We start from the raw sequence: 13,589 nt of genomic DNA on the forward strand, positions 1-13,589 counted from the left end.
TCAGAGACAGAAAGCGAAAGACGACATGACAAAGAAGGTTCTCCTCGTCGGCGAAAGCTGGGTAAGTTCGGCCACCCACTACAAGGGTTTCGATCAGTTCGGTTCCGTCACTTTCCATCTCGGCGCCGAGCCGCTGGTGAAGGCGCTCGAGGGCTCAGAATATGAACTGACCTACATGCCGGCCCACGAAGCGGTGGAGAAGCTACCCTTCGACATCGCGGGACTCGACGTTTACGACGCCATCATCCTGTCTGACATCGGGGCGAACTCACTGCTTCTGCCTCCGGAGGTGTGGCTGCACTCGCGCACCGTGCCGAATCGGCTGAAACTGCTCAAGGCCTGGGTGGAAAAGGGTGGCGGCCTGCTCATGGTCGGCGGCTACTTCTCTTTCCAAGGCATCGACGGCAAGGCCCGCTGGCGCCGCACGCCGGTGGAGGACACGTTGCCCGTCACCTGCCTGCCCTATGACGATCGTGTCGAGATACCCGAAGGCACGGTGGCGGAAATTGTCGCGAAGGATCATCCGGTGATGGCGGGACTGACCGGCCAGGCTTGGCCGCCGCTGCTTGGCGTCAACGAGGTTGAACTTCGCCCAGGTAACAACGCTGAGCTGGTCGCGCGCCTGCCGCAGGACCAGGGTGGCTTCCCACTGCTTGTGGTTGGCAGCCACGGCAAGGGCCGTACCGCGGCCTGGACGTCCGACATCGGCCCGCATTGGCTGTCGCCGGCCTTCTGTGCCTGGGAAGGCTATGGCAGGCTTTGGAAGAATATCCTCGCCTGGCTGACCGCCCGAGCGCTAACCTAAAGTTGCGCCAGGATCGCGCTCATCTCCTCGATGCTCGGAAAGGCGTTCAGCGTGCCTTTCCGCGACACGGTGAGCGCGCTCGCTCGAGCCGCATGGATGAGTGCCAGTTCGTCAAGGCGGGCGCCACGCAGGAACGCGGAGGCCAGTGCCACGCCCATGAATGTGTCGCCCGCTCCGGTGGTGTCCACGACGTTGGCAGGTGCCGCTGCCACCCGCAACGGAGCACTGCCGCCGCTGAGCAGGGCGCCGTCCGCGCCGAGCGTCAGCACCACGTCGCGCACGCCACGCGCATGCAACACGGCGGCAGCCGCCTCGCCCGAGGCGCCGGTCAGCGCCAGCGCTTCGCCGGCATTGAGGAAGGCAATGTCCACCAGCGGCCACAAATCCTGGAAGGAAGGCCTGAGCGGCGATGGATTGAAGGCCGTGACCATGCCGCGCCGGCGCGCTTCGGTGAGCAGCGCCTCGGTGGTCGCCCCGCTCAGATTGCCCTGGAAGACCGCGAGGTCGCCCGGTTGTGCCTCGCGGATAGCAGGCAGCGCATCCTCGGGCCGAAGGTTCTCGGCCGCGTCCGTCGTGGTGACGATGGCGTTCTCGCCGTCAGGAGTTGTGAATATGATGGAGAAGTCGCTGCTCCGGCCCTCCTGTCGCAGGAGCCGGCATTCGACTGGCTCGGTGGCGAGCCGTTCGGCGATGCTCTGGGCGCGGAACTCCGCTCCCACTGGGGCGACGAGGCTGGTCGTCAGGCCGCAGCGGGCCATGACCACAGCCTGGTTTGCGCCCTTGCCGCCGAGGTCGCTGGACCCATGGCTGCCGAAAATCGAGGCGCCGGCCAATGGCCACTGTTCGACCCGGATGGTCTCGTCAACCGCCACATTGCCTATGACATAAGCGTGCATGAACACTCTTCCGAAGGACTCTAAAATGCAGCAAATCTCGGACAATCCCGCCAGCGCCATAAGGGAAATATTCGGGCGCGACAAGGCGCTGATCGGCATGATCCATTGCCCCGCGTTCCCCGGCGCCCCCCGTTATCGCGGCGCCGACATGAACACCATCTACGATGCCTGCATGCGCGACGCCGAGGCGCTCATCCAGGGCGGGATGCATGGCCTGATGATAGAAAACCACGGCGACGTGCCCTTCTCCAAGCCCGAGGACATAGGCTATGAGACGGCTGCCTTCATGTCAGTCGTCACCGACCGCATCGCGCGCGCCATCGGCGTGCCGCTTGGCATCAATGTGCTGGCCAACGCGCCGATACCGGCCTTTGCCATCGCCCTGGCCGGCGGCGCGAAGTTCATCCGCGTCAACCAGTGGGCGAACGCCTATATCGCCAATGAGGGGTTCATTGAGGGCCGCGCGGCGGAGGCTATGCGTTATCGTTCGGCTCTCAGGGCCGAGCACATCAAGGTCTTTGCCGACAGCCACGTCAAGCACGGCAGCCATGCCATCGTCGCCGATCGCTCCATCGCCGAGCTGACGCGTGACCTCGCGTTCTTCGATGCCGACGGCGTCATCGCCACCGGCCAGCGCACCGGCGCCGCCGCCACCATCGAGGAGATCGAGGAGATCGCGGCCGCCACGCATCTGCCGTTGCTGGTCGGCTCCGGCGTGGACAAGACCAATGTCGTGGAGATCCTCGAGCGTACCAGCGGCGTCATCGTCGCCTCATCGCTGAAGGCGGGCGGCGTGTGGTGGAACCCAGTCGACATCGAGCGCGTGCGCGCCTTCCGCGCCGCTGCCGAGCCCGCTCTGGGAGCTTGATGGATGGCGGGCGTGACGCTGTCGGAGCGCATTCTGCGCGAGAATGAGGCCATCTTCGAAGCCATGGTTCGCCATCGCTTCACGACCGACATCGAGGCTGGCCATCTGCCGGGCGAGGTGTTCGACCGCTACCTTGTCTACGAGAGCGCCTTCGTGGATACGGCCATCTCCATCTTCGCGCTCGCAACCGCCAAGGCCGGCAGGATCGAAGAGAAGCGCTGGCTGATCGGTGTGCTGGACGATCTGGCCAACCAGCAGATCGCCTATTTCGAACGGACATTGGCGGCCCGCGCCATCGATCCCGCCAGCTTCAACCTGGCCGACCCACGCATTGAGGCGTTCTGCGCCGGGATGCTGGACATAGCCGAAAAGGGGGCGTTCCTCGACATCATCGTTGCGATGTTCGCGGCGGAATGGATGTACTGGACTTGGTCGAAGCGCGTTGCGACTGCGGCCATCGCCGATCCTCAGCTCGTCGAATGGGTGGCCATGCACGCCGACGACACCTTCGCCAAGCAGGCTGAATGGCTGAGGCGGCAGATCGACGAGGCGAATGCCAGGCTCGACGAAGCCGCGCGGGCCCGGCTCAGCGCCGTCTTCGGCCGTGTGCAGGTGCTGGAGATCGCCTTTCACGATGCCGCCTATGGAGACGACGCATGAGCGAGCCTCGGATAGACGCCGAGCGTTTCCTAGGCCGGCTTGATGCCTTCGCCCGGATCGGCGCCACGCCCAAGGGCGGTGTCAACCGGCAGGCGCTTTCGCCGGAGGACCGGCGCGCGCGACGCCTTCTAGCGGAGCTGGGTCAGGCACGAGGCTTCGGCCCAGGTCAGGACGCTATCGCCAATCTGTTCATTCGGCGCGAAGGCAAGGATAATTCCAGGCCGCGCGTCCTGATCGGCAGCCATCTCGACAGCCAGCTAACCGGCGGCCGCTTCGACGGCGCGCTGGGCACGCTCGCTGCCTTCGAGGTGCTCGAGGCGTTGGAGGATGCAGGCGCCGAGACGCCGTTCCCGGTTGAGGCGGTGGCCTGGACAAATGAGGAAGGCAGCCATTACCAACCAGGCTGCATGGGCTCCATGGCGTTCGCCTCCGGCTCGATCCCGGAGCAGTGGACTAGCTTGCGCGGTCATGACGGCTCCTTGTTCGCCGACGAGCTGCAGGCCACGCTCGAGGCGTTGCCGGAGGCAGCAACGCGCCCGCTCGGCTTTCCGATCGCCGCTTATCTGGAATTGCATATCGAGCAGGGCCCCTCGCTGGAGAGCGAGAACATCCCTATCGGCATCGTGGAAGGCATCCAGGGTACACGCTGGCTGGAGGTCGAGATCACCGGCCAGTCAGCTCATGCCGGCACCACCGCGCTCGGCTTGCGACGCGACGCCATGGCAGCCGCGGTGCGCGGGCTGGACAGGCTATATGCCGAGATCATGCCGCGTGACGCGCGCGCTCGCTTTACCGTTGGCAGGCTTGCCGTGGAGCGGGGCGCGGTCAACGCCATTCCCGAAAAAATCTGCTTCACCATCGATCTGCGCCACCCCGAAAGCGCAGTGCTCGACAGGCTTGAAACTTTCATCAGAAGCACCCTTGCCGAGGCTGCGGCCGGTTGCGGCTGTGCGTCGACGCTGCGCCGCACCTTCGATATGCCGCCGACGGTTTTCTCTTCGCTCCTGCTTGAGCGATTGAACGAAGCCGCAGACAGTCTGGGGCTTGCGTCGAAATCGATGCTTTCCGGGGCCTTCCACGACGCTCTGTTTGTCAATCGGGTGGCGCCCACAGCCATGATCTTCGTGCCTTGCCGAGACGGGCTCAGCCACAACGAGGCTGAATATGTCGAGCCGGACCAGGCCGTCGCGGGAGCGCAAATGCTGCTTGCGTCAACGCTCACGGTTCTTGATAACTGGGGGCAAATCCTCCTGTAGATGCCATTTAGGCCGGGTGCGTCGCTCTCCTGATAACGTCCCATGACAACGGGGGTTGAGTCGCTGGAAGGCTACCGCCAATACAGTGCAGTTACGCAAATCGTTTTGCTAAACCGAGATAGCTTCGACATTGGCAGGTGCCTTTTGTTTGCCAGTCGGATCGCGACCGGCAACATGCGAACGTTCGACGCCAAACATGGCAATGCGTGGGCAGGATAGGTCTGTAAACGCACGCACTGTGCTTGCATCCCACCCATGCCATCCATCTCCACCGGCGAAAAAAAGCGCCGGCCGACCGGCAGGCGCTTGTCGCAGTGGGCAACTTATATCCGCTATCGTCACTCTTCAGTCTTGCCTTCGAAATCGAGCAATTTGCCAACTGGAACATATTTCTGGCCGTCGAACTGATAGAGCTGCAGCGCCTCTATGGGGAAAATGTCGGAGCCGGCTTTGGTGTTGAGCTTGATCCCATCGAGCAGCAGCGGATTGTCCCACTTCTGGAAGTTGAAGACGGTCTCGAGCAGCGCAGCTCGGGTCGGCTTCTTCATCTCCTCGAGCGCCTTCACGAGGGCATCGCCGGTCGCATAACCGACCTGTCCGATCGTGTTGGCGAAGACGAAGTTGACCTTGGCCGCGGCGATGTCGTCCAGATATTGGTCAATACCAGCGTCACCGCTTTTTTGCGGGCTCACAATGGGTTTCAGGAAATTCGAGGTGATGATGCCTTTGGCGTGGTCCAGCCCCACCGCCTGCAGGATCGGGTAGGCAGAGGAAAGGTTGGTGACGAGGGTCAAGGGCTTCCACCCGCTTTCGGCCTGGAAGCGGATCGCTTCGCCACCCTGCTGCGGCGCGGCGATGATCACCAGCGTATCGGCGCCCGAAGCTTTGAGAGCCGTGAGCTGCGTCTCCACGGTTGGGTCCTGCGAGGTCACAGGTTGCCGATCGACAACTTTGACGCCGGAGCCGTCGATGGCTTTGTCGAAGGCCTTCATGAAGGTCTCGCCGGTCTCGGTGTTGAGGTAGAGGATCGCGACCTTCGCCGCGGGCTTGTTGTCCTTCAGATAAGTGGCGAACGACGTCGCTTCGGTCGAGAAGGCCGGGACGAAACCTATTTCCTCGTGCGGGGCGTTCAGCTTGTGAACGCCCGAATACATGAAGACATTCGGAACTTTCCGTTGCTCGATATAGCGCCCGATCGCGACGTTGTTCGGAGTGGCAGCCGTGCCGACTAGGGCGAAGACTTTGTCCTGCTCAACCATCTCGCGGACATTCGCGAGCGTTCGCTGCGGATCGAGCATGTCGTCCTTGATCACCAGCTCGATCTTGCGGGTTTTGCCGTCGGACATCTTGACGCCGCCCTTGGCGTTGGCCGCCTCGACCCTGGCGCGGATGCCTTCTGCAACGGCGCCGACGACCGCAACGGGCCCGGTGAGCGGACCGGTTATACCGATCTTGACTGTGCTGTCGGTGATGCCTGGCGTCTCGTCGGCTCTTGCCGAAGTGGCACCGACGGCGAGTGCAAGCACTGCTGCCGCCATGAGCATTTTTGGCGTGCGCATTCCTGGTCTCATAACTTCCTCCCTAGTTTGCTGATTGTCCGGCTTTGCCGTTGGGGTTCGACCGCGTCGTCAACGCGGCGGTGAATCTATCCAGCAACCCGGCAACCCCACCGCGCGCCAAAAGCATGATGCCGATCAGTGCGAGCGCGTAGATGACATTGCCGAGTGCGAGATTGATGTTGGACGTCCAGGTCGGGACGAAGGTGATGAACAGGCCGCCGACGAATGCTCCGACAATGCTTGTTGAGCCGCCGACGATGCTCCCGATCACGATTGTGATGGAAAGCGGAGCGAGGAAGGACTGCGGGCTGATGAAGCCATTGAGGATCGCGAAGACGCCCCCGCCGAGTCCGGCGAGCGCAGAGCTGATGGCGAACGCCCACAGCTTGGTCTTGACCAGGTTGACGCCGAAAGCCTCGGCGATCTGGGAACTGTCCCGCTGCGCGCGCAGCGCCCGGCCGACATCGCCCGCGAGCACAAGACTGACGATGATCGCGGCCACGCCAGCGCATGCCAGCGTCATCAGATAGAGCCAGAGCTCGGAGTTGTCGGCCAGGAACGCGGGCGGCTCGAGGAAGTCGATCGGCAAGCCGGAGACTCCCCCCGTCCAGGTGCCGAGTTTCAACAGAAGTTGTGGGAACGCGGCTGCGACACCAAAGGTGATGATCGCAAGCTGCAGTCCCTGCAAGCGCAAGGCCGGAAGGCCGACAATGAGGCCGGCAAGCGCCGTGACGGCGGCTGCTGCCGGCAGCGCCGCCAATGGATGGCTGCCGTAGGTCGCGTTCAAAATGGCGGTGACGTAGGCGCCGATGCCGAACAGCGTCCCCTGGGCGAGGCAGATCTGCCCGGCAAATCCCATGAGCAGGTTGAGGCCAAGGATGGCGATCGCGTACGAGATCGCCACGCTCACCTGCTGCAGCTGGAAGCCTGACAGCAAGGCCGGCAGGAGCGCGGCGACCAGCACAAAACCAATGATTGTCGCTGCCCTGCGCAAGACGCTGTTCCTCATAGCTTCGTGACCTTCTGCGTGCCGAACAGACCGACGGGCTTAACCAGCAGCACGAAAAGGGTAAGGACGATTGGAACCGCGATGCGCATGTCCGCCCCGAGAAAGCCGACGTAGTTGGCGCCAAGGCTCTCGCTGACGCCCACAAGCAGGCCTCCGGCCACCGCGCCGAGCGGACTGGTCCAGCCTCCCACCGTTGCCGCGGCGAGACCGTAGAACAGTATGGGAGTCATCATGGTCGGGCTCAGAAACAGCCGTGGCGCGACGAGCACGGCCGCGACCATTCCGATCACCGCGGCGAAGCCCCAGCCGAGCATCAGCATGCGTTCGACGTTGACGCCGACCAGAACGCTTCGCACGCGGTCGAAGGCGGCGGCCCGCATGGAGAGACCCAGCCTGGTGAAGGCGAAAAGGCAGCCGAGGGCCGCGGCCAGGACAATGAGCACCAGCAAGGTGCCGGCTGACGAAGCCAGGATCCGCACGTCACCAAGACTGAAGCCACCATCTGGGAAAAGGCTTGGGGACGGCTTCTGCTCAGCTCCCCACAGCCAGGTCACCATCGCCTGGAAGAGCACGAACATGCCGAGTGTGACGACTACCGTTGCCTCGACCGGCGCGGCCAGGAGCGGACGAATGAAGACCCGAAACGCCAAAACTCCCAGCACGAAGGAGCCGGCCAGGCCAATCGCAATGGCAAGCCACAGGGGCAGACCCCACAGGCAGAGCTGCCAGGTGCAGTATGCGGAGAAGGTCGCCATTTCGCCTTGGCCGAAATTGACGACGTTGGTGGCGCGAAAGATCAACACAAGCGCGAGGGCGAGGGCCGAGTAGATGGCGCCGGTGGCGAGGCCGCTGACGATAATTTGCACGAAAAGGGTCACGACCGGCTCCTCATCGGCATCGCCGGGCCCGCTGACTTCTGAGCCTTTGCATCGAGAGCTTTGGCCTGCGGAGCCCTGGCGGTTGATGACGGCTCAATGGCGGGCACGACGATCAGGAATGGCAGCCCGGCCGCGTCGTGAATGTCGATGAAGGACGCTGAGGCGAGGTGGCCGGCTGACGCGCGTCTTGCGGAGCGTGAGATCAGCGCCAGGGCAATGACCAGCACGGCATAGATGCCGCTCGGGGCAATCGCGCAAGCAACAAGTTGGTTCGACGCCGTCAAACTAGTCCCCAAGGTAAGATTTCTGGATATGTTCATCGGCGAGTATCGCGCTGGCTGAGCCGCCAGCCACGATATGCCCGGCCTCGATCACATAGGCGCGGTCGGCAAACTTGAGAGACAAGTCGGCATTTTGCTCGACGACAAGGAGCGTCATTCCATCGATGTCGCGGAGTTCCTTGAAGATCGCGAATATCTCGCGCGTGATAACAGGTGCCAGACCCAGTGACGGCTCGTCACACAGCAGCAGCTTCGGCCGGGACATGAGAGCTCGAGCCACCGCGAGCATCTGCTGTTCACCGCCGCTCAGTTTGCCGGCCAGTTGGGAGCGCCGCTCGCGCAGCCGTGGGAAGCGCTCATACCATCGTTCCTTGTCCAGTCGGACCTGGCGGCGGTCGGAGACAATCGTGGCGCCCAGCGTGAGGTTTTCGTCGACCGTGAATTCCGTGAACGTGCCTCTGCCCTGGGGGATCTGCGCTATGCCGCGCTGCAGACGCCGTTCCGGCGGCATCCCCTGTAGGTCGCTTCCCATATAGGCGATTTCGCCCGACGAGCGGATCGTCCCCGAAAGGGCGCGCAGCAAGGTGGTTTTTCCCGCTCCATTGACGCCGAGCAGGACGACGAACTCCTTGTCGTCGATCCCGAACGAGCAGTCAAAAAGCGCGCGGACCTTGCCGTATCCGGCCGAGAGATTGCGGACCTCGAGAAGCGTCACTCGCTCCTCCCAAGGTAAGCGGCGATGACGGCTTCGTTGGTCCTGATTTCCTCGGGGCGCCCGGATGCGAGGTTTCGACCGAGATGGAACACATGGATCCGGTCGCAAAGGCTCATCACCAGGCCCATGTGGTGCTCGATCAGGAGGATCGAGAGTTTGCGGTTGTGCCGGATCGCGTCGATGAGCCTGCCGAACTCGCTGACCTCGCCATGCGTCAGTCCGCCAGCCGGCTCGTCGAGCAGCAGGAGCCTGGGTTCGGCCGCCAGCGCTCGCGCTATCTCCATCCGCTTCTGCAAGGGATAGGGCAGGGAGTCCGCGCGGGCGGCCGACAAGGCAGCCATGCCCAGCTCGTCGAGAATTGCTTCAGCCTGCCGGCGCACTGTCTTCTCCTCGGCCCATGCGCCGACAGGGTTGAGAAGGGCGCGCACGACCTTTCCACCCATCTTGTGATGAGCGCCAAGCATCACGTTTTCCAGGACGCTCAGCGAGCCATACACGCCGACGTTTTGAAACGTCCGCGCGATCCCAAGGCCGATGATGTCGCGCACGGCCGCATTGGAGATCGTCCGGCCCGACAGCTGTATGGAGCCGCGCTGGGGACGGCTCAGGCAGGTGATTGCATTCAGGAAGGTGGTCTTGCCCGCGCCATTGGGGCCGATCAGCCCACAGATCTCGCCGTCACCGACGTCGAGAGAAACGTCGTCAAGCGCCTGCACGCCCCCGAAGCGGACCGATACGCCTTCTGCCGCAAGTACCGGCAGAGAGGCATTCATGTGTTTCTGCACAGCCACGCACTCCTCCCAGGCGCGTCGTGGATCCAGCCTTTTCCGAGGCGTCTCCACATTTGGATACCAAATAGTATTTGAAGTCTGGTTCGTATGTCAACCGACCGGAACGGCTCATTCCTGGATTGACAGAGCCAATCGAATACTATTTGGTATTTGAAATCTAGCCGGTATCCGAAGGGAGTCGGGGATTTCGAGAACTCAGGCCGGGGAGGACGGTGTGACTTCATCCTGCCGGAAGGGGCCGCAATGATCGACGGCACCCGGTATTTTGTCGACAGCACTGGTGGCCCAACGTGATCAGCCTCGCTCGATCGGCGCAGGAAGCGGTCATGCTGGCGACTGCGGTTTGCGGCCTTGCCCTCTTCGGCGTGACCGCCTTGATGCGCTGGTGGCGCGTCGATCGGCGCTGGTACGATCCGCTGATCCCGCTCGGCTTCTTCTTGTCTTACTGGCTGACCTACAATCGGCTTCCATCCTTCCCGCCGGTCGGCGCCGTCAACAAAGTATTCTACATCGCGATCGTCGGGTCCGTTTTGGGCTTGGCCGCGGAATGGGCGGGCAGCCGCGCACTTTCGCTTTTGCTGCTGGTGGCAATGCCGCTCGCATCGGCCGCCTATATCGGTGAGAAGATCGTCCTGGCGCAGCCTTTCGATCTGGTTGTCGCCGCTCTGGTGGGAGCGGCACTTCTATACGCGCTGTACCGGGAAGCGCAGTTTCCCGATGAGGGATCGAATGTGCGTTCGGCCGTGATGCTCGCGGTGGCCAGCGCTGGTTTTGCCCCAATCGCCTTCATGGGAGCTTCTTCTTCCAGCCTGCAATTGTCCCTCGGCCTGGCCGTGGGGATCGGCGGTGTCGTGTTTTGGCACCTGCTCGGGCCCAATTACCGTTTCGGATGGGGATCGTTGATCGGCGGTGCCGGAGGCATGATCGCGGTGGCGCAAACCGTCGCGCTGATCACCCGCAAGATCGACCTTTTCGCTCTTGCCGTGCTCTCACTGGTTTTCCTAGTCCCCTCGATCTGCCGCGGAGTTCTCGATCGTCTCGAGGAGAAAAACCGCCCCGTCGCCACGCTCGTCTTCGCAGGGCTCTGCCTGGTGCCGGCCATTGCAGCCGTCGCGGTCATGCTGGCGCGGAGCGGCTTCAGCCTCCCGCTGTGAATTCAACTCTTCTACCCGTGTATCAACAATGGAGGACGGAACATGAAGTACAAACTAAAGACAGCCCTGATCGCTGCGGCACTCCTATCGGCGCCGATCGGCCAGGAGGCGGCCAGGGCGCAGCCGATCACGTTCGACATCGATCCGGTTCACTCCGGCATCGTGTTCTTTATCAACCACCTCGGCTTTTCCAACGTCATCGGCGTCGCAAAAGAGTTCTCAGGGGAGTTCACCTTCGACAAGGATGCGCCTGATGCCAGCAAGCTGCAGGCCAAGGTCAAGGTGTCCAGCATTTCGACCAACAATGCCCAGCGCGATGGCGACATCCAGGGCGCTGACTGGTTCAATGCCGCCGAGTTTCCGGAGATCACCTTCGTCGGCACCAAATTCACCAAGTCGGGCGACAAGCAAGGCTCCATCACGGGCGACCTCACCATCGCGGGCGTGACCAAGCCGGTGACGCTCGACGTAACCTTCAACGGCCAGGGCAAGAACCCTTGGGACGGCAGTCTTGAAGCTGGCTTCAGCGCGACGACGAAGTTGAAGCGCAGCGACTTCGGGATGACAGCCAACATTCCCCTGATCGGGGATGAAGTCACGCTGCGCATTGAAACAGAGGGGCGCGGCCGCACCTGACGGTCTGTGCTCCCGGTTTGTCCTACAAGCCGCCCGCGGAGTCCGCATGGATGCCTACTGCAGCCGGAGCCGGGTCGGTGGCATCTTCTATCAGGCTCTCGCGCCACAACGCTCGCCCGCGTAGCGGCACGAGGAGACCATGGCGCGCCGGCTAGCCGGCGCGCCACTCAGCGGCGTGGTCTCGTGAGAATGGCAGTGAGAATCTAAGCTATCGATGAGCGGTCGTCGGCATCTGAGCTTTGCCACGAGCCGCGCTCGTATAGCCACCTGGCCGTATTCTTGATGCCGCCGAACGGGAAGATGTGAAGCTGCGCAATCGCTGATCCCGGCTTTGCCCGCAGATGGTCTTCGATCGGGCCGACGAAGCTCTCCGGCGAGTGACTGGTCGCGAGCGCAGCAAGCGACGCGCTGCGCTTCTTCAGGAAGTTCAGCGAGTTGCCGACGCCGCACAACGCCGCGTATCTCAGCAAGGTCATGATCTTGGCGGGACCGGCAACTCCAAGGTGGACGGGCAGGTCCAGTCCGTAAGCCGCGAGGCCGTCTGCCCAGGTGATGAATTTGTCAGCGTCGAAGCCAAATTGGGTCACGATGCGCATCCTCGCCCCGCTGCGCTCGGCCCAGGCGCTCTTCATGCGAAGTGCGGCAATCGCCGCCTCCTCGCCAAAGTCGCGACTCCCTTCCGGGTGCCCAGCTATGCCGACCTCGGTAATGCCGTGCTTGTCGATGAAGCCGGTCTCGAGCACCTCGATGGAGGAGGAAAACGAGCCAGCCGGAGCTGCCACGTCGCCGCCGATGATGAGCACGTCGCGAACGCCCGCTTCCTCAGCCAAGGCCTTCAGCCGCGTTTCCAGCGCCTCGCGCGTTGTCTGTCGGCGGGCGGCTATATGGGGAACGGCGGCATAACCAAGGTCGGTGACGCGGCGGGCGGCTTTGACCAGGGTCGGCGTGTCCGCCAGTCCGATATCGGTGATGTAGACCCGGACGTCCGGCGGCAACAGGCCAGGCAAATCAGGGGAGTCGAGCGCCTGGCTAGGCGCCATCTCAATCGAGGCGTCGATAGAATCGGGGCGGACGTTCTGGATACCTATGATCTTTTCCACGCGCGTGGCTCCGGTGTTAGGCGAAGACGACGGTCTTGCGTCCATTCAGCAAGACCCGGTCCTGAAGTGGAAGGTGACCGCGCGGGCCAATACGCGGCGTTCGATGTCCCGGCCCTTGCGAACAAGGTCGTCGGGCGTGTCGGCATGGGTCACATGCTCGACGTCCTGGGCGATGATCGGGCCCTCGTCCAAGTCTTCGGTGACGTAGTGCGCCGTTGCTCCAATCATCTTCACGCCGCGCTCGTGCGCCTGATGATAGGGCTTGGCGCCCTTGAACCCCGGCAGGAAGGAATGGTGGATGTTGATGCAGCGGCCGGACAGATAGGCCGAGAAGTCGTCAGACAGGATCTGCATGTAGCGGGCCAGCACGATGAGTTCGGCGCCGCTATCCTCGATCACGCGCTTGATCTTCGCTTCCTGGGCGGCCTTGGTCTCATGGCTGATCGGGAAGTGGTGGAAGGGAATGGCGTCGTCGGAAGCGAGGCTGAGAGCCTCTCGCGGATGGTTGGAGACGATGCCGACAACCTGCATGGGCAACTCGCCCAGCCGTTGGCGGTAAAGCAGGTCGACCAAGCAATGGTCGAACTTCGAGACAAGCAGCAGAACCTTGCGTGGCAGGCTCTGAGGTCGCAACGTCCATTGCAGTCCGAAGCGCTTGACCTCTTCGGAAAAGCGGCCGGCGAGATCGTCGAGGGGCGACGGCAAGTCGAACGCCACCCTCATGAAGAACCGGGCCGTCTCGGGGTCGTCGAATTGCTGGGCCGAGGTAATGTTGCCGCCATGCGCGGCCAAACGGGTAGCAACGCCGGCGACGATGCCAGGCCGGTTCTTGCATTGCAGGGTAAGCAGATAGGACTTGTTCATACCCGTCTCCGGGTTCGACGGCCGAGCGAATGGCAAGGCGGTTGCTTACGCGTGGCAGCGCGACACCGGCGGGCGGTCCCGCCAGTCTCGGCTGCGAACGGCTGTGAAGGGGAGGGG

13 protein-coding genes and 1 pseudogene are annotated in these 13,589 nt (G+C 63.0%); 6 read left to right on the forward strand and 8 right to left on the reverse strand.

What is annotated here, in order from left to right; translation table 11 throughout:
* Nucleotides 1–25 precede the first annotated feature (25 nt).
* Entirely contained in the window at nucleotides 26–805 is a 780-nt protein-coding gene (locus RFN28_RS15510; RefSeq protein ID WP_320288194.1) for a glutamine amidotransferase, read from the forward strand.
* Here the strand turns inward: RFN28_RS15510 and RFN28_RS15515 are convergent.
* Nucleotides 802–1,701 (reverse strand): ribokinase, encoded by a 900-nt coding sequence (locus tag RFN28_RS15515; RefSeq protein ID WP_320288195.1) that lies wholly within the window; start codon nucleotides 1,699–1,701, stop codon nucleotides 802–804. The genes RFN28_RS15510 and RFN28_RS15515 overlap by 4 nt on opposite strands.
* Before the next feature lie 25 nt (nucleotides 1,702–1,726).
* On the opposite strand from RFN28_RS15515, the gene RFN28_RS15520 reads away from it, so the two are divergent.
* The 3 genes from RFN28_RS15520 to RFN28_RS15530 are packed head-to-tail and all read left to right on the forward strand — an operon-like array spanning nucleotide 1,727 to nucleotide 4,485.
* Complete coding sequence (locus RFN28_RS15520) at nucleotides 1,727–2,569, forward strand: BtpA/SgcQ family protein (RefSeq protein ID WP_320288196.1); 843 nt, start codon at nucleotides 1,727–1,729, stop codon at nucleotides 2,567–2,569.
* A 3-nt stretch (nucleotides 2,570–2,572) separates the two neighbouring features.
* The gene (locus RFN28_RS15525) at nucleotides 2,573–3,229 is read left to right on the forward strand and encodes a TenA family protein (protein ID WP_320288197.1); all 657 of its coding nucleotides are present in this window, start codon (nucleotides 2,573–2,575) and stop codon (nucleotides 3,227–3,229) included.
* A complete protein-coding gene (locus RFN28_RS15530) occupies nucleotides 3,226–4,485 on the forward strand; it encodes a Zn-dependent hydrolase (RefSeq protein WP_320288198.1) in 1,260 nt (419 codons plus the stop codon). The genes RFN28_RS15525 and RFN28_RS15530 overlap by 4 nt, the downstream gene beginning before the upstream one ends.
* A gap of 338 nt (nucleotides 4,486–4,823) precedes the next feature.
* Here the strand turns inward: RFN28_RS15530 and RFN28_RS15535 are convergent, their stop codons facing one another.
* The 5 genes from RFN28_RS15535 to RFN28_RS15555 form a co-directional block, all read right to left on the reverse strand.
* Complete coding sequence (locus tag RFN28_RS15535; RefSeq protein ID WP_320288199.1) at nucleotides 4,824–6,044, reverse strand: ABC transporter substrate-binding protein; 1,221 nt, start codon at nucleotides 6,042–6,044, stop codon at nucleotides 4,824–4,826.
* 22 nt (nucleotides 6,045–6,066) lie between these two features.
* Entirely contained in the window at nucleotides 6,067–7,038 is a 972-nt protein-coding gene (locus RFN28_RS15540) for a branched-chain amino acid ABC transporter permease (protein ID WP_320288200.1), read from the reverse strand.
* An 11-nt stretch (nucleotides 7,039–7,049) separates the two neighbouring features.
* Nucleotides 7,050–7,931, reverse strand: a complete 882-nt coding sequence (locus RFN28_RS15545) for a branched-chain amino acid ABC transporter permease (RefSeq protein ID WP_320288201.1) — start codon at nucleotides 7,929–7,931, stop codon at nucleotides 7,050–7,052.
* 285 nt (nucleotides 7,932–8,216) lie between these two features.
* Nucleotides 8,217–8,927 carry an ABC transporter ATP-binding protein gene (locus RFN28_RS15550; protein ID WP_320288202.1) on the reverse strand — a complete coding sequence of 237 codons (711 nt, stop codon included), beginning with the start codon at nucleotides 8,925–8,927 and terminating at the stop codon, nucleotides 8,217–8,219.
* Nucleotides 8,924–9,769 (reverse strand): ABC transporter ATP-binding protein, encoded by an 846-nt coding sequence (locus RFN28_RS15555; RefSeq protein WP_320288203.1) that lies wholly within the window; start codon nucleotides 9,767–9,769, stop codon nucleotides 8,924–8,926. Before RFN28_RS15555 ends, RFN28_RS15550 begins: the two co-directional genes overlap by 4 nt.
* A 275-nt stretch (nucleotides 9,770–10,044) precedes the next feature.
* Between RFN28_RS15555 and RFN28_RS15560 the strand changes: the two genes are divergently transcribed.
* Both RFN28_RS15560 and RFN28_RS15565 read left to right on the forward strand, forming a co-directional pair.
* Nucleotides 10,045–10,872, forward strand: a complete 828-nt coding sequence (locus RFN28_RS15560; RefSeq protein WP_320288204.1) for a hypothetical protein — start codon at nucleotides 10,045–10,047, stop codon at nucleotides 10,870–10,872.
* A gap of 42 nt (nucleotides 10,873–10,914) precedes the next feature.
* On the forward strand, nucleotides 10,915–11,508 hold the full coding sequence (locus RFN28_RS15565) for a YceI family protein (RefSeq protein ID WP_320288205.1): 594 nt from the start codon (nucleotides 10,915–10,917) through the stop codon (nucleotides 11,506–11,508).
* Nucleotides 11,509–11,711: 203 nt separating this feature from the next.
* Here the strand turns inward: RFN28_RS15565 and RFN28_RS15570 are convergent, their stop codons facing one another.
* Together RFN28_RS15570 and purU are read right to left on the reverse strand one after the other, a co-directional pair.
* Nucleotides 11,712–12,608 carry a methylenetetrahydrofolate reductase gene (locus RFN28_RS15570; protein ID WP_320288206.1) on the reverse strand — a complete coding sequence of 299 codons (897 nt, stop codon included), beginning with the start codon at nucleotides 12,606–12,608 and terminating at the stop codon, nucleotides 11,712–11,714.
* 16 nt (nucleotides 12,609–12,624) lie between these two features.
* Nucleotides 12,625–13,472: pseudogene (gene purU / locus RFN28_RS15575) on the reverse strand (formyltetrahydrofolate deformylase).
* Nucleotides 13,473–13,589 lie beyond the last annotated feature (117 nt).

This window comes from Mesorhizobium album (genome assembly GCF_033977205.1).
GTDB classification, from domain to species: Bacteria; Pseudomonadota; Alphaproteobacteria; order Rhizobiales; family Rhizobiaceae; genus Mesorhizobium; species Mesorhizobium album.